This window comes from Arthrobacter globiformis (assembly GCF_046536215.2).
GTDB lineage: Bacteria > Actinomycetota > Actinomycetes > Actinomycetales > Micrococcaceae > Arthrobacter > Arthrobacter globiformis_E.
In genome coordinates this window covers 4,219,432-4,244,143 of sequence record NZ_CM143421.1, presented here as the reverse complement: position 1 = coordinate 4,244,143, position 24,712 = coordinate 4,219,432, and the positions used below count along the sequence as shown (strand labels likewise).

Below are 24,712 nucleotides of genomic sequence, written 5' to 3'. Positions count from 1 at the left end.
CCTCAGGCGGCAGGAACTGATAGAGCGTCGGTCCAAAAGCCGCAGGTAGTGAGAGGGGATCCGGGGAAAAGCGGCAGGTAGTGAGAGAGCGTCCGGGGTTTGGGGGCAGGACCTCAGTCTGGGGATACCAGACTGAGGTCCTGTGCCACCTTAAAGCGCTGTCACCTGAACGCGGTGTCATGTGGAAGCGCGCCACCTGAAGGAGCCAGATGCGTCAGTGCACCTTGTCGGCGTCGAGGCGCAGGGCAGCGGGGCCGAACGCCTTGGGCTGGAGCCGGGCCAGGAGCACATAGACCACAACCGTCGCCAGCGTAGACGGCAGCGTTGCCGTCGTGAAGGCGAACAAGGGGGCGGAGGCAAACGTGACCGGGTCCAGCAGGAGCAGGTACACCACCACGCCGATGGCCATGCTGACGAAGCCGGCCACGTTCACGCCCTTCCAGTACCAGTACGCCGATCCCGCGCCGTCGTTGTACAGGCCGTCCAGGTCCAGGCGCTGCTTCCTGATGATGAAGTAGTCGGCGATCTGGAGCCCGCACAGCGGGCCGAAGACCACGGCGGAGAGCGTGAGGAACGTTCCGAAGTTGGCGTAGAAGGGCTCCGCCAGGAACACGATCACCCCAGCCACGGTCAGTCCGGCCACCATCGTCGAGCCCCGCCAGCTGAGGCGGGCGTCGATGGCCGGCTGCTGCTTGAGGGAAAGAGCTGCCGTGTAGGTGCCCACCATCGCCGTGCCCACGTTGGCCACGATGATGAACGCGAACGCCGGCAGCGCCAGCCACACGCCGCCGATTTCCAGCAGCCCGGGCAGCGGGTCTCCGCCGGAATCCGGGAAGACCAGTCCGGTGTACAGGCCGATCAGGCAGATCACCCCGAGGGCGAGGCCCAGCCCCAAAGTTACCGGCAGCACCGATTTCTTGGTGCTCTTGGACAGCCTTGTCATGCCGCCGACGTACGGCCACCAGGACAGGGCCGTGGCGAGCATGAGTTCAATCGCCGTCGTGTAGTCCAGGAGCTTGTTGCCGCTGGCGGCGCTCGGCTTGGCGTCGAGGAGGGCACCCCAGCCCACCTTGGCAACAATCACCACGATGACCATGACCCCGAGGGCAAGGACGGAGCAGGCAACAATGACGCCGACCCTGCGCAGGATGCCGGGGCCGCGGCTGATGAGCGCCCACACCACCAGCAGGCAGACCAGGCTGCTCACCGTCTGGGCGATGGGCCCGTTGGTTTCGCTTACGGCGCCGAGACTCACCAGGAGCAGGGAAGCGGACTTTCCGCTGAAGATCATCAGCGTGGTCCCCCACCCGATCGTAAAGAGGAAGGTCAGGGCGACGCTGAAGAGCGAACCGCGGGTACCGAAGACGGGCCGCGTTGAGCGCACCGCCTCCAGGCCGTACCGGGTTGCCATCGGCACCGTGGCCAGGAACACCAGGAACATTCCGGCCAGCATGGCCGCGATCATCACCACCGATCCCTGCACCGCCGGCAGGTAGAAGGCCACATAGCCGCCGATGATGAAACACCACGTGGCCACCGCAGCCTGGGCGGAACTGAAGAACAGGGATTTGGGGCTCCAGTTCCGCTCGTGGCTCAGCAGGGGAAGCGATCCCTCGGTTCCGGAGGTGGAGATTTCGCCGGTCGCCTGGCTCACAGGAACCACCCCACGATCAGGGCGACAAAGGGAAAGGCGATGGTGACGGCGAACAGGGTTCGCATGTCGGCAAACCCCGACGGCGGTTCCAGGCTTCCGGTGTGCCATTCAGCCAGCCTGGCGTTGAGTTCTTCCGCGTACCGCTTTTCGATTGTGCTCACGGTGCCCACCTCAGATTTCGGAGTAGCGGAAGGAGTGGGACTCCGCGCCGTCGGGGTTGGGGCCGTAAATCGTGACCATGCGGGCGTAGACGGGCGCCCAGTACCGGCCCGTCCGTCCGGGGTTTACGCGGGCCGAGTCGCCCGGCCGCAGGATGACGGTCTGGCCTTCGCACTCGATATGGAGTTCGCCCTCCAGCACGAAGTTGGTCTCGGTATGCGGGTGGAAGTCCTGCCAGCCGCAAGACTCCAGCTCCCACTCCGAGAGGATGAATTCACCCCAGGAGCCTATGGGATCGGAGTTGATGAACCTGCAGCGCAACCGCTGCCATTCGTCCTTCATGGGCTTCATGGACTTCGCCGGCCAGAAGTCGATCGCTTCCCCCGTCGTCGACGTCGGCGGCTGGGTCGTTGCGGGGGGCTGGTTGGTGGTGGTGGTCATTGTCATTACCCGTTTCTGAAGTAGGGAGATCTGCTTTGCGGGTTTTGCTTTGGGAAATCTGAATCAGACTGCGACATCGTGATCTGCGTCACGGCGCTTTCAATACAGTGACAGGGACGCTTGTTCCAGTCAATGGTTCGGAACGAAAGATCTCGAAGCTTTTTTCACAGGCTCAAGCAACTGTTCATCGGAAATCTTTTTCAACTTGAACGCTTGACTCGTACAGCTGTTCATGTGAAAGTTTTTGAACACGAGATGCGTGACTGGCATCACACCGGCAAGGTTCGACGCGGAGCCTGCCGGGGCCTCTCGACACAGAGACTGTCACGTTCGACTATCGGTCCCCCGGAGCCCCAACCGCGGCTTTGGCCGGATCCCAACGCAGCTTCATTGCACGCAGCCTCATTGCACCACGCACCATTGGCACCACAATGCGCAGCCTCCCTCTGCGCCCACCCCATCTCTACCCCGCCCCATCTGCACCACCCCACCGCGTCTGCACTACTGCTCGACCCTGACAAATCCCCCACCACACCAATCACAGGAGAGACCCATGGAAACCCTCGTCGGAACCCTCACCAAGGCCGGATCCATCCACAAGGTCGTAGGCGGCTACCTCGGCCTGCCGCCAATGCACGAACCCGGCACGGTCGCCGCAATCGGCGACTCCCTCCACAACCCCACCGGCTCGGTCATGAGCGCCGGCTTCTTCGAGCTGAAGGCCTCCGAACCCCTGGTGTACACGTACACCTACGACGAAATGAAGGTGGTCATCAAGGGCGAGTTCATCCTCACCGACCAGACCACCGGGGAAGTCACGCACGCCAAGGAACGCGACGTTCTCTTCTTCCCCAAGGGCACCACCGTGAAGTTCGAGACCCCCGAGTACGGCCTGGGCTTTTTCACCGGCGAGCGCTCCTTCGCCCCGTAAGCACGACGCCGTAGGCACAGCACCGTACGCACGGCACCCTAAGCGCGTCCCCGGCACACGTCGCAGAGCAGCGACCCCCACGAACCATTTGAAGAGGAGAGAAGCATGACACTACGAGTAGGAATCATCGGCGCCGGCCCCAGCGGCATGGCACAACTGCGGGCCTTCGAATCAGCACGGCAAAAAGGCGCCGCCATCCCCGAGATCGTGTGCTTTGAGAAGCGCGAGGACTGGGGCGGCCAGTGGAACAACAGCTGGCGGATCGGCCTGGACGCCCAGGGCGAGCCGGTCCACTCCAGCATGTACCGCCACCTGTGGTCCAACGGGCCCAAGGAGTGCCTCGAGTTCTCGGACTACTCCTTCGACGAGCACTTTGGCCGCCCCATCTCCTCCTTCCCGCCCCGCGAGGTCCTCTTCGACTACATCAAGGGACGCGTGGAAAAGTCCGACGTCCGCAAGTACGTCCGGTTCAACAGCGTCGCCCGCCACACCAGCTACAACGAGGACACGCAGGAATTCACGGTGACGGTTGAGGACCTCAAAACCAACCGCACCGAGACCCACGTGTTCGACAAGCTCGTGGTCTCCACCGGCCACTTCTCCGTCCCGGCGGTCCCCGAGTTCAAGGGCATCAACACCTTCCCGGGCGAGGTCCTGCACGCCCACGACTTCCGCGGAGCCGAGCGCTTCTACGGCAAGAACCTGCTCATGATCGGCAGCAGCTACTCCGCTGAGGACATCGGCATGCAGGCCCACAAGATGGGCGCCGCGTCCATCACCCTCAGCTACCGCACGGCACCCATGGGCTACCACTGGCCGGACAACACGGTGGAACGCCCGCTCGTCACCCACTTCCGGGGACCCACCGCACACTTCAGCGACGGCACCCAAGGCGACTTTGACGCCGTCGTACTTTGCACCGGCTACCAGCACAAGTACCCGTTCCTGCCCAGCGAACTGTCACTGAAGTCGCCCAACGTGCTGTACCCGGGCAACCTGTACAAGGGCGTGGTGTGGCAGCAGAACACCAACCTGTTCTACCTGGGCGCGCAGGACCAGTACTACACGTTCAACATGTTCGACGCGCAGGCGTGGTTTGCCCGTGACGTCATGACCGGGGCGATCGACCTGCCGTCCCTGGCCGAGCGCGAGGCGGACATCCAACTCTGGCTCGAGCGCCAGGCCGCCCTGCCGGACCACGACGCGGAGGCCGACTTCCAGACCGACTACCTGCGGGAACTCATCAACGCCACGGACTACCCGCCGTTCGACCTGGACGCCGTGTCCCAGCTGTTCAAGGACTGGATGCGCCACAAGCACGACGACATCCTGGGCTACCGCGACATGCTGCACCGCTCCGTGGTCACCGGCACCATGGCCACCAAGCACCACACCCGCTGGCTCAACGCCATGGACGACTCCATGGAGCGCTACCTCAACGGACCGTCGCAGGACGTGGACAACGGCGCCACCGTCCCGGACATCGTGGCCGCAAGGTAACCCCGCCCGCATCCGGGCGCACTGCCTGGCACCCTGACCGCGCATACTCCCCCAAGGAGTGCCGCGGCCAGGGGCCAGGCGGAACCCGATTAACCACGACCCGCCGCGACACGCTCCCCTAATCTGTCACCCGTTCCAGTCAATTGTTCAGGACAATGGTGTGTAACCTTTATCCAAGCAATAGTCTTAAGGAAATGTCCCCGTTGGGCAGAACCGGGAACCTGGAGAGTGAGCTATGCGGATATCCTCCGCCGATCGAAAAGAACAGTTGATTGCCGCCACCGTGGAACTGATGCGGCGTGAAGGTGTCCAGTATGTGACCATGCGGGCCATCGCCAAGGAGGCCAACGCGCCCCTGGCCGCCGCACACTACTGCTTCAGCGACAAGAACGAGCTCATGCAGGCCGCCGCCGAGGCGTGGTTGAAAAACCTGAACAGCTTTTCCGGCGACATCCCGGTCCATCTGGGACTCCGCAAGACTGTGGAACAGGCAGCGGAAGCCTACTGGCGCATGGTCGAGGAGCAGCCTTCCAGCCTGCTGGCCGAAATCGAACTCATCCTGTGGGCCACCCGCAATGCGGACTCCAGCCCGCTGGCCGAGAAGATCTATCCCGCCTATGAGGTGGAGCTGGGAAACCTGTTCGCCGCCGCGGCCGAAAGCAACGAAGACAAGTGCAAGCTGAGCATTCCTACGCTGGCGCGGACCTTCCTGATGATCTACGACGGGGCAGTCCTGCAGTACATGACCAACCCGAAGGCCACAGACCACCGCGCCCATTTCCTCATGATGATTGATGCGCTCCTGATCAAGGCCGGCGTTTAGCCCGGCGCCAGGCGTCCGCGTTCCCGGCGGGTTAGGGCTTCGACCGGACCTGCAGCGAGGCATCAGCTTCGATTTCCGCCTCGGTGGCGGCCCTGACCGACGCGGCAAGGGTCGTGTCGTTGTGCGAGATGGCATAGTGCACCGCGGCCGCCAGGATGGCCCCGATGAACCAGGAGAAGGCGGAGAGGGCGCCAAAGACCGGGACAAGCGCCACCACCACGGCAGGGGCGGCCGAGACGATGAAGGAAATGTCGGCTTTGCGGTTCCAGCCGCCCGTGTAGGTGTAGTAGCCCTGCTCGATGAAGAGGTCCGGCACCAGCACATGCTGCCGGCGGAGCACGTAGTAGTCCACCATGATGATCCCGAACAGCGGACCCAGCAGCGCACCGAGCCCGCCGAGGAAGAGGTTGATCACCACCGGGCTGTTGAACAGGTTCCAGGGCGTGATGACCAGGGCGATCATGGCGGCGATCAGGCCGCCGCGCCTGAAGTCGATCTTCGAGGGCCAGACGTTCGCCAGGTCATAGGCCGGCGAGACGAAGTTCGCCACGACGTTGATGCCCAACGTGGCGACGGCGAAGGTCACGGCGCCGAGCAGGAGGGCCCAGATGCTGTCGATCCGCCCCACGATCTCCACGGGGTCGTAGATGTGCTCGCCGTAGACCTTGAAGGTTCCGGCAGTGACCACGACGGACACCACGGAGAAGGCAATGAAGTTCACCGGCAGCCCCCACAGATTCGCCGTGCGCACCGCCTTCCGGGTGGGGGCGAAGCGGGAGAAGTCGCAGAAGTTCAGCATCAGGGTGGAGAAGTAGGTCACGGTCAGCGCGACGGCGGCAAAGAAGGCATGCACGGTGCCCCACTGCGCAGTTCCTCCCGGCAGGTCCAGGGACACGTTCCAGCCCGCGTTGATCAGGATGTAGATGACCAGCAGGCCCATCACTGCCCACACGGCCGGGCCGGCCCAGTCCTGGAATCTCCTGATGGTCTCCATGCCGTTGCGGAGCAGCAGAAGCTGAAGCGACCACATCAGCAGGAAGGCAAGCCAGCCCAGGGTGGATTCACCCAGGAAGTTGTTTTCCGTCAGCCCCTTCAGGTCGGGCCAGATCTTCAGGGCGATGATGATCACTGCGCGGGAGGCGAGCCAGGTCTGGATGCCGTACCAGGCAATGGCCACGAGCGCGCGGATCAGGGCCGGCAGGTTGGCTCCGAACGTTCCGAACGAGACCCGCGCGAGGACCGGGTAGGGAACCCCGGTTTTCTGGCCTGCGTAGCCGGAGAAGTTCATTAGAAAGAAAACAAGGATGATCCCCACAACCAGTGCAAGGAAGACCTGCCAGGCCCCGAGGCCCAGGGCGAAGAGGCCGGCGGCGAAGGTGTAGCCGCCCAGCGAGTGGATGTCCGACATCCACATCGCGAACAGCGAGTAGAAACCCCACGTGCGGTGTTCGGCCGGTGCGAGGTCTTCGTTATACAGGCGCGTACTGGCGCCCGGGGGAATTGTGTGAGACACGGAATCCTCACTTCCCAACTTCCGCGTTGTGAAATTTAGAGCCTGAATCTTCTGCAGGAGCGCAACTGCCACTGCTAATCTACTCCGTTTTCACCAGGATAGATCGGCGAACCTTTAGGCTCTCCCCCGAATTGCCGCCGCATCCAGACAGCGGGCCGGAACGGACGACGGCGGCTGCGGGCTTCCAGCCTTGCCCACCTTGGTCCCGAATCGGCGGCGCTACACACGCTTGGGGTTTAAGAATTCGAATTGGATTCCGCCCACCGTTTGTATGCGCCTTGACGGCTAAAGCCGGCAGCTCGGCCAATATTGGACCAGGACACACCGGCAGCGCGGGCGTTGGCCACTGTTGAATCCAATCGTTCATTTGCCCTGCCGTATTCCTGGGCGGCAGCTTCCACTTCGGCAAGCGCAGCGGCTGCGATCGGATCCCGCGGCGGCAAATGGCCCCTCCATTCACTGTGGATCGCGTCCTCAATTCGTCGGGGGGCATGCCCGTCGCCGTCGAGGGAAATTGTGCCCCGGCTGCCGCCGGCCTCAGTATCGGCGCCGTCAATGTCTCGCTGCCATAATTTGCCCTGCCACCCGCAGATGCATGCCCCGCGCCAGCCCATGATTTCTTTTTCCCGCAATCCGTCATCGGCCGCTATGCGCGCCGCCCAGCCCTCGTGCCTGGGGTCCCCGGAGTACCATCCCATGCTCTGCGACCTTTTCAGCTGTGATTCGAACGGCATAAGCAGTCCGCACAGGCGCGCAAGGGACTGCTTCCAATAATGATTCCGGCAACGGCGGCGAGAACGCCTTCGGAACCATTACCACCAGCACATTCGCCCTCCCGCGACGAATGTGCTGGTGGACAGCGGAGCACTCAAGAACAACCTAAATTAACAACGTTCGCCTTGCTCATACACCTTCCGTTTTGCTCACTCAGAGAAATTGTGAGAACCAGAATAGCGCTAAGTGGCGACGCCGAAAAGGTATATTCCGCAGAATTGCCCCAGCTATTTATTTTATGAGCCTTCCCGCGGGCTTGTTTTTGATGAGAGAATTCTCAGCATTCCGGGATAAGGGCAGATTTCAGTCCCCTGACTGCCATGCATGACCAGGACGAAATGTAGATCAGAACCTGAGCCGAAGCCTGTCCAACGAGTCGCATCGTCGGGGAATGACTAATTCCTTACGGCAACCATGTCGCCGGGGATACGACTTCTCGAGCGCGCCAACAAAGACGCTAGACGCGCAGTAATCGGCAGCGCTGTCCGCGCGCCGTTACGACCGAAGAGGGAAAGGTCCGAACTTCCTTGCTGGTTTATCCGTGCAGAGGCTCCCAATCTGCCTTGCCGCGATGCTGCTGCCCCCGTGACTGGAGGACTTGGAATTCACTCTAGTTTAGGGGATATCCGGCAAAAAGCGCCCTCTTCGGGAGGACTCGCATCGAGGCGGGCCGAGTCACGGGGCCACCACTGCACGTTCGCGTTTGGCGCCAGGGCCACAACTGTACGTTCGCGCTCTACTTGCTGCACTGACCAGCACGTATGCCTATCACGTATCCATAACCGGGCTAGCAAATGCAGGGAACGCCTTAATAACTGATAGAGTTCTCCCGGACTGTAGCAGCGCTCTGTCCTCTGGCGATATCCATCATGCAGCCGGTGGCGCCGGAGTTGACCCTGCCACGACGCGTGCCGTCCCGGAAATCGGTAGTTGGGGGTTGTTCACCCGTTGAGTGAACAGCTGACGCCCGGGTTCCTTCCTCACACCAAAACGGCAGTTGAAAGGCCACCGGCATGCTTGAAAGTACCTTGGGTCAGACGTCTGATGTGCCCTCGGCCCGGATGCGGCGAGCCCGGCACCGCCCCCGGCCTTCCTACGCTGCCGTGGTGACCGCCGTCGCCGTCGTCGCTCTCCTTACTAGGCTGCTTCCGCTAGTCTTCAGCGGCACCCTGGACGGATTCAGGGGCTACGACGACAGTGTGCACTACAGCGCCGCGGTGCACCTGCTTGCCGGCGACCTCCCGTACCGGGATTTCGTGTTCGTTCATCCTCCGGGCATGGTCCTGCTCATGCTGCCGTTCGCGTGGCTGGGCAGCGTGACCTCTGACCACACGGGTGTAGCTGCAGCGCGCCTGCTCTTTGTGCTGGTCGGGACGGCGAACGCCGCAGCCATTGCGCTGCTGCTCCGCCGGTTTGGCCGCCTCCCCATGCTTGTGGGCGGTGGGCTGTACGCCGTCTGGTCGGCGGCCACCATTGCCGAACGGTCGGCAATGCTCTCCCCCGTGCTGAACCTGCTCGTCCTGGGCTCGTTCCTGGTTCTGTTCCGGCACAGGGAGGGCCCAACGCCCCGCGCGGCAAGGGGTGCCGGTCTCCTTCTCGGCCTTGCCCTGACGGTGAAGCTCTGGGCGATGATTCCCATCCTGCTGGTGGGCGTGTTGATCTTCACGGCACTGCGCAGTCGCGGGACCCTGTCATACATAGGTTTCGGGCTCCTTACGGCCGGGCTCATCTGCGCGCCGTTCTTCCTCGCTTCGCCGGGTGCCACGTTGGCCAGCATTGTCCGGGCCCAGCTCGAGCGCAGCGACCCCATTACCGGAACCGCCCTTGACCGGCTGGGCTTCTTCGCCGGCAGCACCGTTCCGCTGCCGGTTGCCGTCGTCTGCGTTGCAGCCTTGGGGCTGGCAGTGGCCACAGTTTTTGCCGCGTCCATCTCCTGGAAGCTGCAGGGCCGCGAGCTGCCGCCGGAGTTTTGGTGGAGTGTCCTGGCCATCGCCATCGTGGGGACTCTGCTCTCGTCCCGCGCCTTTTTTGACCACTACGTCAACTTCGCTGCTCCGGCCATCTGCCTGTGCGCCGGCGCCGCTGCGGCCCGGCTCGCCGGTGCCCTCCGGTCCCGTCCGCTTCCGCTGAAAGGGGCCGTCGCCGCGCTTCTGGCCGCCGTGTTCATCGTTCCCTTGGCGGCGGACGGGCTCACCATGCGGCCCGGCCGGCTCCCCGGCCAGGAGGAGCTGACTGCAGCGGTAGCATCCCACGGCTGCGTTTGGGCGCCGTTCCCGTACCTGTCCATCATGTCCGACTCACTGAGCCGGGCCGCGCGCAACGACTGTCCGGTGCCTGTGGACCAATCCGGCATCTGGATGATGACCAGCGCAGGCCTCCCCGTCCCCGGCAACGCTTCCGGCAGCCGCGCCCACAGCGATCGGACCGACATTGCCAACGTTTCGGCCGCGGACGCGGTCATCATCGGCAGGCGCCACAGCAGTTACGGGGTGTACCAGGACATGGAAAACGTCCTGAAGTCCGGCTTCACGCTGCGGCAGAGGATTGGCATCTTCGAGGTCTGGGTCCGTTCGCCACAGCAGAGCTAAGACCGACGACGGCGGTCAGCTCAAGTCGGCGGGGCGGCGGCAGACGGGTACCCGCTGCCGGGGCCGCAAGTGTACGTTCGCGCAGGCAGTGATAGAGCGTCCGTCAAAAACCGGTAGGTAGTGATTGAGCGTCGGTCAAAAACCGGTAGGTAGTGATAGAGGGTCCATCAAAAACCGGTAGGTAGTGATAGAGCGTCCGGGAAAAACCGGCAGGTAGTGATAGAGCGTCCGGGGTGGGGTTTTAGTCCCAGCCGTTGCCGGCGGCTGTCCGGCCGGAGAAGCCGCCCAGCCCGTTGCCGCGGTACAGCCACAGCGTGCCGTTGCCGTCCACGGAGAGAACGTCCGTCCTGGCGTCGCCGCTGTAGTCGCCACGGCCGGTGATGGTGGTCATCGAGTTCCAGCCGGAGCCCACCTGGACCTTGGCGCCGAAGCCGCCGCTGCCGTTGCCCGGGTAGCGCCAGAGGACGCCGGCGGCGTCGCGGGCCAGCAGGTCGGCCTTGCGGTCGCCGGTGATGTCGCCGGGACCGGCGACGGCGGTCATGGAGTTCCAGCCCGAGCCCACCTTGGTCCGGCCGAGCCAGCCGCCGGATCCGTTGCCGGGGTACAGCCAGAGGACGCCGGTGGTGTCGCGCGCCAGGACGTCGGCCTTGCCGTCTCCGTTGATGTCGCCCGCGCCCACGATGGCGGTGAAGCCGTTCCAGCCGGAGCCCACCTGCTTGCGCGCCAGCCAGCCGCCGGCGCCGTTGCCCGGGTACAGCCACATCGCGCCGGAAGCGTCCCGTGCCAGCACATCTGCGCGCCGGTCGCCGTTGAAGTCGCCGGGGGCCACCAGCAAGGTGAAGCCGTTCCAGCCGGAGCCCACCTGCTTGCGGGCCAGCCAGCCGCCGGCGCCGTTGCCCGGGTAGAGCCACAGGATGCCGGAGTTCTCGCGGGCCAGGACATCGGCCTTGCCGTCGCCGTTGAAATCGCCCGCGGCCACGACTGCGCTCATGTGCAGCACGGCGAGGGCGGCGTCCAGCCGGCCGGCGCCGCAGCCCTGCGGGCAACCGCCGGTCATGGGACGTGCGGTGCGCTTCAGGCGGGCTTCGACGGCAGCCGGTGTCGCCGTCGGGCCCATCTGGGCCATCAGCAGCGCAGCTGCGCCGGACACGTGCGGCGCCGCGAAGGAGGTGCCCTCGGACCAGTAATAGTTTGTGCCCGGTGCCTCCGTTGCCGTGGTTTCACCGTCGTTCTCGGTGGAGAGGATGCCGTTCGGGACCCCGCTGTCCGGCTGGCCGTCGACGGTGGGCGTCATGTCGCCGCCGGGCGCGGTGATGTCGACGCCGGGACCGAAGTTGGAATACGGTGCCAGGGCGCCGCTTGCGCCGCTGGCGGCCACGCTCACGACGTTCCGGCAGTTGGCGGGGGTGGAATCCGAGGCCTGGGCCATCTCGTTGCCGGCCGCGGCCACCACAATGGAGCCCCGGGCGGTGGCGGTGTCGATGGCGTCCTGGAATGTCTGGGGGCATGCTTCCGTGCCGCCCAGGCTCAGGTTGATGACGCGGGCCGGATTGAGGTTCAGCGGCGCATCAGTGACCGGCGCCCCCGAGGCCCAGAGGATCGCATCGGCAATATCCGAGACCTGGCCGCCGCACGGACCGAGCACACGCACCGGGAGGACTTTGGCTCCGGGCGCAATCCCGGCCATGCCCACCCCGTTGCCGGTGACTGCCGCGATGATGCCCGCCACGTGCGTGCCGTGCCAGGAGGACAAAGGCACGCCCGGTGATCCCTCGCCGCACTGCCCGGGTGACGACCAGTCGCCCGGGTCCGTGGCGTCGGCGTCCCTGCCGTCGTGGTCACCGGAGGCGACCGGGTCGGCGATCATGTCATAGCCGTCCAGCACGTTCTCGTTCAGGTCGACGTGGCTGGTAATGCCAGTGTCCACGACGGCCACCACCTGGCCGTTGCCCCGGGTGACATCCCACGCACGGGTGGCCCGGATGCCGCCCGTCTTGGCGGAGAGGTTCCATTGGTCGCCGAACGCCGGATCATTTGGATCGGCCACCTTGGCCTGCAGTTTGAAGTCCGGCTCCGCATAGGCCACCGCGGGGTCCGCACGCAGCTCGGCGAGCAGTTTCCCGGCATCGCCGTCGCTGAGTTCCTTGCTGATCCGCACCACACGGGCACCGCCGGCGGTGGCGCGGACGTCCTTGGCTGTGGCACCGAGCTTTGCGGCGGCGCGCCCGAAGGACTCGGCGCGGAGCGCAGAGCCGGACCGTGCCTGGTCCTTGAACTTCACGATGAACTGGTCCGCGGGCGGGGTGGCCACCGACGGCCGGCGGGGAACGGACTGAAACGATGGGGCCGGCGTCGGGGTTGCCGGGTCATGACCGGCCTGGGCGGCAGGTGCGGTGAACGCCGATGCCACCAGCGCGGCGATACCCGCAGACATCATGACAGCAGAGAAGCGTGCGCGGCGCTTAAGAGACATCGAGACCGTCCTGTACGGCGCCCTGTGGCACGCTCGTGCCGGGACGCGATGGTGAGGCGCGGCCCCCGCCGCGTTCAGTAACGAGTCTAACCCCAGGGGTGTGACACCCGTCCCTCTTTACGGCCGGAGGACAGCCGGCCGTGAGGAAGCGTCCGGGCCGACACGGCAGGACCTGAGAGAGCATCCTCCAAAAGGCGGCAGGTAGTGAGAGAGCATCCTCCAAAAGGCGGCAGGTAGTGATAGAGCGTCCGCGGCGGGTCGGTTTAGCCCCAGCCGCTGCCGGCGGCCGTGCGGCCGGAGAACCCTCCGGTGCCGTTGCCGCGGTAGAGCCACAGCGTGCCGTTGGTGTCCACCGACAGGACGTCCGTCCTGGCGTCGCCGCTGTAGTCTCCCCGGCCGGTGATGGTGGTCATCGGGTTCCAGCCGGAGCCCACCTGGACCTTGCTGGCGAAGCCGCCGCGGCCATTCCCGGAGTAGCGCAACAGGACGCCGGCGCCGTCGCGCGCCAGCACGTCCGGCCTGCGGTCGCCGGTCAGGTCACCGGGACCCACGACGGCGGTCATGCCGTTCCAGCCCGAGCCCGCCTTAGTCCGGGCCAGCCAGCCGCCGCGCCCGTTGCCGGGGTACAGCCAGAGGTCGCCGGTGGTGTCGCGGGCCAGGACGTCCGCTTTCCCGTCGCCGTTGAAGTCGCCCGGGCCGACGATGGCGGTAAAGCCGTTCCAGCCCGAGCCCACCTGCTTGCGGGCCAGCCAGCCTCCGCTGCCGTTGCCCGGGTACAGCCACATCGCGCCGGAGGCGTCGCGGGCCAGGACGTCCGCGCGCCGGTCGCCGTTGAAGTCGCCGGTGGCAACCAGCGCGGTGAAGGCGTTCCAGCCGGAGCCCACCTGCTTGCGGGCGAACCAGCCGCCCTTGCCGTTGCCGGGGTACAGCCACAGGAAACCGGAGTTCTCGCGGGCCAGGACATCGGCCTTGCCGTCGCCGGTGAAGTCGCCCGCGGCGACGACGATGGTCATGTGCAGCACCGCGGTGGCGGCGTCCAGGCGGCCGGCCCCGCAGCCCTGCGGGCAGGTCATGGGCCGTGCGGTGCGCTTAAGGCGGGCTTCGACGGCAGCCGGTGTCGCCGTCGGGCCCATCTGGGCCATGAGCAGCGCGGCCGCAGCCGACACGTGCGGCGCCGCCGCGGACGTTCCCTGGGCGAAGAAGTAGGCTTCCGTGCGGGCCGTGGTGGGGCCGTCGTTCAGGGTGGAGATGATGCCGTTCGGAACGCCGCTGTCCGGGATGGTGCTGTTGGTGGGGCGCATGTCGCCGCCGGGGGCGGTGATGTCGACGGCGGCTCCAAAGTTGGAGTAGGGCGCCAGGGCACCGGTGCGGCCGCTGGCTGCAACGGCCATGACGTTCCGGCAGTTGGCCGGGCTGGAGGTGGACGCCTGCGCCGTCTCGTTGCCGGCTGCCGCCACCACGAGGGAGCCGCGGGCGGTGGCGGCGTCGATGGCCGTCTGGAATGTGGCCGAGCAGGCTTCCGTGCCACCCAGGCTGAGGTTGATGACACGGGCCGGGTTCGGGTTGGCCGGTACACCGTCCACCGCGCCGCCGGAGGCCCAGACGATGGCGTCCGCAATGTCCGAGAGCTGTCCGCCGCAGGGACCGAGGACGCGGACCGGCAGGATCTTGGCCTTCGGCGCGATGCCGGCGATGCCCTCGCTGCCGTTGTTGGCGACGGCGGCGATGATTCCGGCTACGTGCGTGCCGTGCCAGGACGAGGCCACCTCCGCCGATCCGGTGCCGCACTGGCCTGCCGTGGACCAGTCGCCCTCGTCGGTGGCGTCAGAGTCGCGGCCGTTCCCGTCCCGGGCGTCATCTCTGTTGGCGATCATGTCGTAGCCGGGCAGCATGTTGGCGTCCAGGTCAACGTGGTCCGTCTTCCCGGTGTCGATGACAGCCACCACCTGACCGGCACCCTGGGTGACATCCCAGGCGCGGGTGGCACGGATGCCGCCGATTTCCGCGGAGAGGTTCCACTGCCAGGGGTAGAACTGGTCGCTCGGGTCTGCGGCTTTGGCCTGCAGCTTCACGTCCGGCTCGGCGTAGGCCACGGCGGGATCGGCGCGCAGCGAGGCGAGCATCTTTTCGGTGTCACCGTCGCCCAGGTCCCTGCTGGTACGGATCACGCGGGCCCCGCTGACGGTGGCCCGCAGGTCCTCGGCCGTGGCCCCAAGCTGGGCGGCGGCACGGCCAAAGGACCGGGCACGGATTGCGGAGCCGGTACGCGCCGGGTCCTTGAACTGAACGATGAACTGGTCGGTCGGCGGGTTGGCCACGGACGGCCTGTCCGGGACGGACGGCAGGTGGGGATCGCTGTAGGCCGCCGAGGCGGTGGGTACATATAGGGGCGCGGCAACCAGGCCGGCAATGCCGGCGGCAGTGATGGCAGCGGAGAAGCGTATGCGGCGCATGAGACCGTCCTGAGCAGCGCCCCCGTATGGGTTTTACCGGGACGCACGAGCCGTCGCGGCCCCCGCCGCGTTAGGAGTCTGTGCCCGGGCTGGCCCCGAACACGGTATCTACTGACTGGGTCCGCACCGAAAATGGCCTTGCCGCCAGGGCTTCTCGGGGAGACCGGGACCGCAGCCACGGAATGGCTAGGCGCTTAGCTGACCGGCTAGGGCGGTGCGGATGAACGTGGTTTTCCCATGACCAGACGTTAGCTTGGGGACCTTGGGGATAACTTGGCTGGTCATCCCCCACGTGGGAGGTCCGGAGTCGGTGCGCAGATACGCAGCAAGGTTTCGCGTCAGCCGCGGGGATGCTCGCAGCGTGGCATCCTCCACGTCGTTGACCTGGCGCCGAACACTGTCGTCGGGACTGCGCCCGTCGGTTCATAGGACGCCCGATCGCCTTTGAACCTTCCGGACAATAGGCCTACCTCCCCAGCGAGGCAGTCGAGGGAACGGTTCCGCTTGTGCAGATGCCCGAATACCAGGCGGTTCTGCGTGCGGCTCGGTGATGGTGTGCGGTTCCTCGGCCGGTCGAGTGTCCGCCACCGGGCCGGCTTTCGAGCCCCTGTTCCGCAGCCGAGTCTGTGTGGGGTCTTCCATCCCAAGGAGACTTTGGTTTCCTTGTCGGGCTGACTAGAAGTGGTAGGCCCCGCACCGCTCACAAGTTCGAGGCGTCCTCTCTCGCCGGGAAACAAACTGGGCCTGACTCTTGATCCTTGCCTCCAAGCTGATGGCTCTGAAGTTGTCCCAGTTCGACGGCGCCCCGCGCTTTTCTCGATGGGCAATGACATGCTGAGCGTGAGACCACGCCTTTGCCAAATTTGGTCCCCATTCTTCCATCACCCAGGCTTTGAAGACGTACCGCCGCTTCACGTATACGCCCAGAACGTCGTACATCGCCAACGCCCTGTTGACCTTGTGATATCCGTCCTCGTCTTTCTGGAGCAGGGCCTCTACGTCCTCGGGCGCGTGGATCTTCTCGAACAGAAGCCGTCGTCCCTCCTGGAGGTCCTTCGCAACGAGCTTGTCGTGGATGGATAGGAAGGTATCCTGTTTGGCCTTCATCCAGTTGAAGTAAAGTGCTGCACCAGAGAGGAAAGAGGCCAGCCCCGCCAAGCCCGCAGTCACCCAATCCTTTACTTGAAATGAAGGATCCGGGTGCGCAGCTGCCCCAACAAGCGCTTGGATCAGGTAACAGAGCAGGAAGCCACCAAGCGCGGCAGCCAAAATAACGATGGTCCAGATAATTCTCACCGATGCAGTCTATGCAGGGGGACCCGGTAGGAAGGAGCGTCACCTATCCAAATACGGCGACCCGGACCGCACACCTGCATTGGCATACACCGAAAAAACTGTTCCTCGCATTCAGTGACTTGGAACTGAGCACTCATTGAACGGCTTGCCAGAGCCGCTTGGACGGTACTGGTCCGTCATGTGCCCCATCCGCCTGCTGGCTCTATTTGGCTGCCAAGGTCTTCACGGGATCAGGCGTGTCCGCCACCGGGCCGGCTTTCGAGCCCCGGTTCCGGAGCCGGGCCTCGATGGGACGCTCGAAGAAGGTGTAGGCGGCGCCCGCCAGCGGGATGGACACGGCAATTCCGACGACGGCGAACGCGGCCCGTGCGGCCAGCGTTTCCGGGCCGAGTTCCAGGGCAGTCCGCAGCACGAGCTCGTGGACCAGGTAGAGGGCGAACGACCACTCCCCCAGTTTCACCATGGCAGGTGCACTGGCGAAGGTGGGCCGGCCTCCGCAGCGGTCCCGGTCCGCGTAGGCGGCAATCAGGAGGGCGAAGCCCGGAATGCAGAGCGCGCCGGCCAGTGGTCCGGCGGTATGCCACGGCGCGATGCCGTCGACAACTTCGAGAATGAGGAAGGAACCGGTGGCTGCGGCGGCTCCGACACCGATGCCGAACCTGGGCTTCCAGCCTTTCCGCATGGCGATGGCCAGGCAGACACCCACAGTGAATTCGGCGATCCGGAACGCGGGGAACGTGTAGAACAGGGCTCCCCAGTCGAAGCCGGGGATGGCGGCGAGCAGGACGGATATGAGGGCGACGGCGGCAACGAACACCGTGGCGCCGATGCGGAAGAGCCTGCGCGGTTCCAGGCGTGACAGCCTTGCCGCCAGGAACGGGAACACCGCGTAGAAGAAGGCTTCGCAGGAGAGCGACCAGGACACCCCGTTGTAGGCGTAGACCCACTGCTGGTCACCGAGCCAACCCTGCACGAGGAAAAGCGAGGCGATCAGACGCGGAACTGACTGGTCCCCTTGCGTGGCAACGGCAAGGACGACGGCGGCCAGCGCCGTCAGCGCGTGCAGCGGCCAGATCCTGGCGAACCGGCGCCAGTAGAACTGGCGCTTAGGGGTGCTCGGATTCATGGACCAGGCGAGCACGAACCCGGACAGCAGGAAGAAGAACGTCACGCCCGTCTGTCCCATAGAGACGAGCGGATACATCTCGGGCACCAGCGTCACAGACGCGTGATACAGGACCACGAGGATGGCGGCAATGAACCGCAGTCCTGTCAGTGAATCCAGCCGGGTGCGCGAAACGTTCATCCTTTACTCCAAGTACGACGGCGATGAACGGACTAGTCTACCCAGGAAAGATGGCAATATTACAAAAAGGTAACGGACTGCACACCCCTCGGGCGGCGATGATCAGATCGGTGTGTACTTGCGCCGACCAGAGTCAAGCCAGCGCAGGAACGAGCCTTAGTGTCTGGACCGGGACTGGATGATCACGGCGGAGACACCACTTGCTGCGGCCAAGGATCCGAGCATTAGTGCCAGTGCTGATGCGTATTCAGAAATGGTCATCGGGTCACACCCTTCAGTTGTGTTGCGGCGACACTACCCGCGCGAAAGGGGCCCGTCTGAGAAGGAGTCCAGCGTGTCAGATCAAGATTTGAAAACGAGGTCTGGACCGTCAAGGGAACACGCCACCGGCGAGTCCCCGTTCCGAAACAACAATTGCGCGCGAATCCGCCTACTCAGAGCAGGCCTTCCCGGTAGAGAGACCATCGAGTAACCGGCGGCGCCGGCAGCTCTGCGGTTCAGCTGGGGAATGACAACGCGCCAACGCCTGCTGAACGCTCAGACCTGGTCTTGTTCCCCCCGGCGAGTCTCAACTCTTTGGCAATCTCGGCAAAGACCGACGAATTGATGCGGGCAGTCCAAGGGGCTCTCCCCCTCCCCACGGGGCACCGTAACCTTCATGTCAGCATCATAGGCATTTGTCACTCTTCGCATTCAAATGCAACTTCCAACAATCTCTTGAAGTCGACTTAGTAGATCTCGCCGCCAATGGCGCGGGCAATACAAGACCACAAACATGGCGGCCATGAACCGGCATCCTGCTTATGATTCAGCTGGGGATCCGAGTTCGCACCGGGCGTCATTTTTCGGAGCGCGGTGGCCACGAGGACTCTGATCTAACTGAGTAACTACCTGCTCCACGCGGGTACTCGCTGTCAAATATTTACGTATCTTCCACGGTGGTCCAGCCACGTCGCGAGGAAATACCTTCTGAACATGGCAAACGAGGTTGGCAAGGAGGATCGCTCGGCGTCCCGTCGCAACAGGGCCGTCGAGCGCCGCGGGCTCTTCAGAATTGGAACGCTCATTACCGCTTTTACTGGCGCCTCTGCGATCTCCGCAGTTGGGGCGACTAGCGCACAGGCCGCACCAATAGATGCATCGGCCCTCGAAGCGTACGTTCCAATTGCGGAAAAGGGCGCTGCGTCTGGCGTGGCAGCCTTGGACCTCGAAGCAAAGGTGCCATTCTCCCAGCTTCCCGACCTTTCTGCCACGATTGCGACACGCATTGAGGAAGCCGCAACGGATCCAACGGGCGTCCTCCCCGCGACGTTCGCACCGCTCACCCTTTATGGGAAGGCTGCGGTCCGGAAAGACGAACTAGTCTTCAACGTACGGGATTACGGGGCCAAGGGCGACGGCACAACGAACGATGCCGCAGCATTCCAGGCCGCGATCTCAAGTGCATTCGCTGCGGGCGGTGGCATCGTTTACGCCTCGGCTGGTACTTACATGCTCGGGTCGACCCTTAAATTCCCGATGAACCCCACCACGCGCTACTGCAACGTCACGCTTGCCGGGGCCGGTCCCAACAGCACCATCATCCGCCGCACCGGGAACTTCGTTTTGCTCGACATTTCCGGGACCGACACAGCGCACTGGATCATCGGCGTAGCCGTGCAAAACCTGAAAATCGTCGGCGGAGGCAACCCGGCCTGGACTGCCTCCGTTGTTCGGTCTTACTATTCACAGTTCCTCAGCTTCACCCGCGTTAACTGGGAGAACTCCCGCGCAACCGCCCTGGATTGCGTCCAGATTTTCGACTCGTATTTCTACGAGTGCCGCTGGGACTATCAGGGCATTGAGTCCCCCAACTCATGGACCATTTGGATTAAGTGCAGCGATCAAGGCGCAGCAACCGGCTGGGGGTCATCTACGAATAGCTCCAACAACTGCTGGTTCATCAACTGTGTCATGGAGCAGTGCCGCGGCGGTGGCGTTTACCTCGATGGTCGGGCGTCTGACGGGACCTCACTTGGCAGCTGCCAGATCAACCGAATCTACTTCATCAACTGGAAGTACGAGAACGCGGTCGGCAGCGTGGCAGCATCCTCGATGAAGATGCTGAACTGCAATCACGTGGTGTGGCAGAACGGGCACGCCAGCACGCGCACACTCAGTTCGGCAGCAATCGGCACGGTCAACCTTGTAGAGATCAAGGACACCCTGTCCTCGCAGATTTCGAACGTGAGCCTCAATCCCCTTACTGGTGCGTCCCCAACGTCTGTCCGCACAGGCGTGTCCTATCAGGGCGGCAACAGCCTCGGCTCATTGGTGAATGTTGACTCGAGCTCGCAACGGGATCATTCCCCGTCGCTGGCGCTCGTAGAGTACACGGGCTCGAACATACTGATGTCCGAGGAACGCACTGGCTATTACTACAACCCGGCGAATGCACCGCTGTTCTCTGGCTCGCCCACCACTCTGGTAAGGCCTCGGCGCTCTTTGGCCAAGAACAACGGGTTCCTTGCGTGGGCTTACGACATAGCCATGCTGTCCGGGTCCACCCAAATCCTGACTTCGGGGACAATGGTGCTGGCGAAAATCCCGGTCGATGACCTGATGACCGTGAACGCCGTGAATGTACTCACAAGCGTAGCTGGCTCCGGGCTCACCGGCGCCTACGCGGCTCTATACACGTCAACGGGCTACTTGCTGGGGATGTCTGCCGATGCATCTGCTGCCCTTGCTGGGGCGCCCGGGCTGAAGACTCTGGCACTTACCCCGCAGGCGAATAAGCCGCTGACAATCGCGGCCGGGGACGGCGTGTATGTGTATGCGGCATTGGTCGCGACGGGTAGGACGCCGCCCACTCTGCATCGGACCGGGAGCGTTGCCCCGAACGCGAATCTGACCGCAGCTGGTGGGCTGAGGTTCGCGAACGGGCCGATTGGCATCACCAAGCCTCCGACGACGATATTGCTGTCATCGTTCAAGTCCAGCAACCCGGTTTGGATGGCTGTCTCTTAACCCCGGAGACATATCAGGCCCCCAGGCTTCGGAAGGGGCCCGCTAGGTGCAAAAGGAACCGCTGGCAACCCTAGTGGAATCCGTCCACGATCGCGGCAGCGATCTCCTTGTAAGCCCGCCGGGTCTCGGGCTTCAGGTGGTCAAGAGTCACCAGATCGCCGTCGGCCACGCCCCGGTCGTGAGGCACAGCGATGAGCTCGCGGCACATCCCGGCCAAGTGCTCCTCGATGGCGTGCTTGTCCACGCGGTTGGACACTTCATCTTTATCGGTAATAACCACGATCGCGTTGCGGGCCAGGTCCTCGTAGCCGTGACCGGCCAGCCACTGCAGAGTGCTGCGGGCACGCTTGGCGCCACTGACCGCGTACCCTGCGGCAATGATGAGGTTGTCTGCGGACTGCAGAATCCCGCTCATTGCGTTGTGGGTCACACCGGTGCCGCAGTCGGTCAGCGCCACCGAGTAGTAGCTAGCGATGAGTTTGCGGATCCGCAAGTACTCCTCAGCGGTGAGTGAGTCGGATACCTCAGGGTCTTGCTCGCCAGCGATGAGGTGCAGCCGCCCGGAGTGGTGCATGTAGCGGGACAGCTCAGTCAACGAGTCGACCGCGTCGATGTTCTTGAGCAGATCTGTAATGGTCCGTGGCGTAGTCATCTGGTAGATGCCCTCACCCAGCGCACGCTCGACTAGGTCGCCGGAGTCAGGGTTAGCGTCGATGGCGCAGGGAGGGTCGCCTCGGTACTCAGCCAGGGTGAGGCCAACACCCACGGTGGTGGAGGTCTTGCCGATGCCTCCCTTGAGGCTGAGGACAGCGGTGTTGAAGCTGCCCTGCAGCTGGCGCGAGATACGGCGGGCCAGCTCGTCCTCCTCGCGTTCCAGTGGGCTCGGGCCGAGGTTCCAGGCACCACCCGTAGCCCGGTACAGGAAGCCGCGGAAGCCCCTCTTCGGGCGCGGCTTCTGCTCGCGAACAAACGACGCCGGCAGTGCGGTGGCGTCTGCTGCAGGTAGCTCAGCTCCCGGAAGGCTTTCTGGAACCTGCGACGGCGGCGCTCCTGCCGGCTGGCGAACAGGCGTCGGCGGCGCGATTAGGGCGGGCGCAGTATCGGACAGCGCGTCTGCAGCAGCCGCTGCTTCGGCCCAGGAGGAGCTGCGGATGGGGCGGGGCGGAGCGGTGGACTCAGGTGTCACGGCGGGAAAGGTTCCTGTCCAGGCGTCGGAGCCGTCTGCATTGCGGCGGCGGAATCGGCGGCGGAGCTCGGGCTGCTCCTCGTCGGGGCCGGCCTCGTCTAATCGGTTGTCCGCTGGCTTGGGCATGGTCGTTCCCCCCGGGCTCACAGCGGCGTCCCGCTGCGGTGGTCAATTGGTTTCGTTCAAACAGCCATTCTAAGCGCTGCCGGAGTACGAATTTGTCAGCAGCCTTGCTAACGGTTCCCCGATGTGAGAGAACGGTCATTCTTATCCGTGCGCGAGAGCCACCACAACGACCGCGGCCGTAATCAAAAGTAAGATTCCCAATCCCACCAAGGCCCACCATTTGGGCCTACTACGGTGCGGGTTGATGTCGACATACGGCACCGCTACTTCACCTGCCCCGGAACGGGCACAGGTGAAGTAGCCGCAACGGCCCGGCGTTTGAGACGAAGCATCCAGCAGAGGCCTGCGAACGGGAGCAGCAGAGTCCCTAGAAGGCCGGATAGCGCTAGAAAAAAATCGGTGAAAGCCACGATGAGACCTCCGGAAGTGGCAGCACCTTCGACGCGGCTCGGGCGGCAGTGCCCGGGTGCGGCTAAGTGACTGGAAGCGGTATCCCCAATTTCTGGATCGCTCGTCAGCCTACTTAGCAGTCAAGGGCGCTGTCCAATTGGACACGCCCTGCAGCGATTGCAACGGAATATTCGGTTTTGGCGCTTCGAGCGGACTATGCCCTGAGAGCCATCACCACCACCACTGCAGTTATCACGGCCAAAGCGGCGAGTCCCAAATAGGAGAGCACGTGCATTTGCTGATTACGCCTGTCCCGTCGGTTGGCCCGTCCGCGTCTCGCTACCCTATAAGTCCCCACGCCCGGAATCGTAGGCATGCAACCTCAAGGAAAGCCCAGACTTTCCTCAAGTTTCACTCAAGACGCCAGCAGAATTTCGAGCCTGATCCTAGATACCATCGCGGCGGTGGGGGCCGGAATGGTGCCTTGGCAGTCTCCGCCTCGGTCGCTTCGTCGGTCCGCTGAGCTCGAAGGAGTGCGTAGGAAGGGGAATCAGCGGCTCGACTGGCAGGCCGGCCACGGTTGCCGTAGGTTGCACCAGTACTACGGGAGGCATGTCCTGCTGGTCCAGCCACGAGCGCTCGGGCTGAGGGTCATCGGCGAGAATGTGTTGCAATACAAAATGGCGAATAGCTGCCCTGATGCCAGTCTTCATGCAGCAAACCTAGGGTGGCCCGCCGTGGCGCCCCAGCGTAGTCACTACCTGTGTTTCCAGCCACCCGGTACCCGGGACGATAAAAGTACTCGGTGCAGATCTAAAAGTATGCAGCCGGCGTCAGTCCCCCCGAGGGAGCGTGACCCAAGAGCACGCGCCTGAGCCCAAAGGCCGGATGAGCCATGGCAGCGCCGGACCGAATCAGTTAAGCACCATGAGCAGGCACACCCTGACCCTCTATGCCCCGAAAAACTCCAGTCGAACAATGACCCGCAAAAGCCCCTCGGCCGCAAGCGACCGGACGACGATGAGCGGCCCCTGAATGAGACCCCGAAGAAGTTACTTACCCATGCTCGAAGGGCGATCTACTCATTAGTGCTGCGACCGCGTCTCCTGGAGCCGCTTGATGAACCAACGCGACTGCTCCGGACCGTAGGGCAGCACAGGGATGGCCTTAGTCGCGTCGGCAGGCGTGTCGCGGATAGACTGCCGAGCCTGCCTCACAGCAGTGGCCATGGTGTCCGCCATGGTTTTAACGAAACGATCACTGCAGGGCTCACCGTGCCCGGGAACCAGGAACTCGTACCGGTGGCGCAGAGCCGAGAGGTGCCGCAAAGCGTCGGCCCACTCTTCGGGGTACGAATCCTCAAACGAGGGATGCGAGCCCTGCTCTACTAGATCGCCGGCAAACAATGCGGTGGTGGTTCCCACCAGGAGATCGCCATCCGTGTGCCCTCGGCCCAAGTAGAATAAGGTCACGGCCTGACCCCCGAGATCCACGAGGACGGGCTGGTCACGAACAATCGCATTTGGGACGACAAGCTCAACATTCTCCCCGGCGCCCGCTGCCATCTCCGGTTCGGTTTCGGTCACTTCGCTGCGCTGCGCGTCTCCGTCTTCACCGATCTCCTCCGCGCAGTTCTCATGGGCCCAGAATTCCTCCACTCCGGCCTCGGCGAAGACCGCGTTGCCGAAGAAATGGTCATAATGGGCGTGGGTGTTTACCACGACCAAGGGCAGCGAGGTCTTTTCGCGGACCGCGTCCAAAATCTCCCTGCCTTGCCGTGGCCCGCAGCCGGTGTCGACTACCATGGCCCGTTCAGTTCCCACGATCAGGCCAGTGTTGAGCTTCGAACCTTCGGTTACCAGCACGTAGTTGTCCGCGCCGACGTCGAGCCATCGTGACATTTCTTCTCCGTAAATCTGGGGAGCATCTGCGATCTTCCGGCCTCGATTCTACCCACCTAGCTTGGGATTATCAGGGAACCGCCACAGGGCCGGGTCAGCAGATATCCCATGCGTGGCCACAAGGTAACCCATTCGAAATGCATCACCAAGTAGGCTCGGGGCATGGGGACTAAACAACAGAAGAACTTC

At 64.0% G+C, this 24,712-nt stretch carries 15 protein-coding genes; 5 read left to right on the top strand and 10 right to left on the bottom strand.

Annotated elements, in window-relative coordinates:
• Positions 1-214: 214 nt before the first annotated feature.
• The 3 genes from R5O87_RS19220 to R5O87_RS19210 are packed head-to-tail and all read right to left on the bottom strand — an operon-like array spanning position 215 to position 2,260.
• Positions 215-1,654: a purine-cytosine permease family protein gene (locus R5O87_RS19220; protein ID WP_410556690.1), complete on the bottom strand. Its 1,440-nt coding sequence runs from the start codon at positions 1,652-1,654 to the stop codon at positions 215-217.
• Entirely contained in the window at positions 1,651-1,815 is a 165-nt protein-coding gene (locus tag R5O87_RS19215) for a hypothetical protein (protein WP_410556691.1), read from the bottom strand. Before R5O87_RS19215 ends, R5O87_RS19220 begins: the two co-directional genes overlap by 4 nt.
• Before the next feature lie 10 nt (positions 1,816-1,825).
• A complete protein-coding gene (locus tag R5O87_RS19210) occupies positions 1,826-2,260 on the bottom strand; it encodes a cupin domain-containing protein (protein ID WP_410556693.1) in 435 nt (144 codons plus the stop codon).
• Between the two features lie 547 nt (positions 2,261-2,807).
• Here R5O87_RS19210 and R5O87_RS19205 point away from each other — a divergent pair.
• The 3 genes from R5O87_RS19205 to R5O87_RS19195 all read left to right on the top strand — a co-directional run bounded on the left by R5O87_RS19205 (position 2,808) and on the right by R5O87_RS19195 (position 5,508).
• Positions 2,808-3,185, top strand: a complete 378-nt coding sequence (locus R5O87_RS19205) for a cupin domain-containing protein (RefSeq protein WP_410555828.1) — start codon at positions 2,808-2,810, stop codon at positions 3,183-3,185.
• Positions 3,186-3,290: 105 nt separating this feature from the next.
• A complete protein-coding gene (locus R5O87_RS19200) occupies positions 3,291-4,685 on the top strand; it encodes an NAD(P)-binding domain-containing protein (protein WP_410555830.1) in 1,395 nt (464 codons plus the stop codon).
• Positions 4,686-4,953: 268 nt separating this feature from the next.
• A complete protein-coding gene (locus R5O87_RS19195) occupies positions 4,954-5,508 on the top strand; it encodes a TetR/AcrR family transcriptional regulator (RefSeq protein ID WP_462836339.1) in 555 nt (184 codons plus the stop codon).
• Positions 5,509-5,539: 31 nt separating this feature from the next.
• Here R5O87_RS19195 and R5O87_RS19190 read toward each other — a convergent pair whose 3' ends face one another.
• Positions 5,540-7,021 carry an NCS1 family nucleobase:cation symporter-1 gene (locus R5O87_RS19190; RefSeq protein ID WP_410555832.1) on the bottom strand — a complete coding sequence of 494 codons (1,482 nt, stop codon included), beginning with the start codon at positions 7,019-7,021 and terminating at the stop codon, positions 5,540-5,542.
• 1,787 nt (positions 7,022-8,808) lie between these two features.
• On the opposite strand from R5O87_RS19190, the gene R5O87_RS19185 reads away from it, so the two are divergent.
• Positions 8,809-10,383, top strand: coding sequence for a hypothetical protein (locus R5O87_RS19185; RefSeq protein WP_410555833.1), 1,575 nt, complete (start codon positions 8,809-8,811; stop codon positions 10,381-10,383).
• 241 nt (positions 10,384-10,624) lie between these two features.
• On the opposite strand, the gene R5O87_RS19180 is transcribed toward R5O87_RS19185, so the two are convergent.
• The 4 genes from R5O87_RS19180 to R5O87_RS19165 all read right to left on the bottom strand — a co-directional run bounded on the left by R5O87_RS19180 (position 10,625) and on the right by R5O87_RS19165 (position 17,911).
• Positions 10,625-12,856, bottom strand: coding sequence for a S8 family serine peptidase (locus tag R5O87_RS19180; protein WP_410555834.1), 2,232 nt, complete (start codon positions 12,854-12,856; stop codon positions 10,625-10,627).
• A 263-nt stretch (positions 12,857-13,119) separates the two neighbouring features.
• Entirely contained in the window at positions 13,120-15,309 is a 2,190-nt protein-coding gene (locus R5O87_RS19175) for a S8 family serine peptidase (protein WP_410555835.1), read from the bottom strand.
• A 675-nt stretch (positions 15,310-15,984) separates the two neighbouring features.
• Entirely contained in the window at positions 15,985-16,605 is a 621-nt protein-coding gene (locus tag R5O87_RS19170; protein WP_410555836.1) for a hypothetical protein, read from the bottom strand.
• 202 nt (positions 16,606-16,807) lie between these two features.
• Positions 16,808-17,911: an acyltransferase family protein gene (locus R5O87_RS19165; protein ID WP_410555837.1), complete on the bottom strand. Its 1,104-nt coding sequence runs from the start codon at positions 17,909-17,911 to the stop codon at positions 16,808-16,810.
• Between the two features lie 975 nt (positions 17,912-18,886).
• Between R5O87_RS19165 and R5O87_RS19160 the strand changes: the two genes are divergently transcribed.
• A complete protein-coding gene (locus tag R5O87_RS19160; protein WP_410555838.1) occupies positions 18,887-20,920 on the top strand; it encodes a glycoside hydrolase family 55 protein in 2,034 nt (677 codons plus the stop codon).
• Between the two features lie 70 nt (positions 20,921-20,990).
• Here R5O87_RS19160 and R5O87_RS19155 read toward each other — a convergent pair whose 3' ends face one another.
• Complete coding sequence (locus R5O87_RS19155; RefSeq protein WP_410555839.1) at positions 20,991-22,232, bottom strand: MinD/ParA family ATP-binding protein; 1,242 nt, start codon at positions 22,230-22,232, stop codon at positions 20,991-20,993.
• A 1,475-nt stretch (positions 22,233-23,707) separates the two neighbouring features.
• Entirely contained in the window at positions 23,708-24,523 is an 816-nt protein-coding gene (locus R5O87_RS19150; protein WP_410555840.1) for an MBL fold metallo-hydrolase, read from the bottom strand.
• Positions 24,524-24,712: the final 189 nt, after the last annotated feature.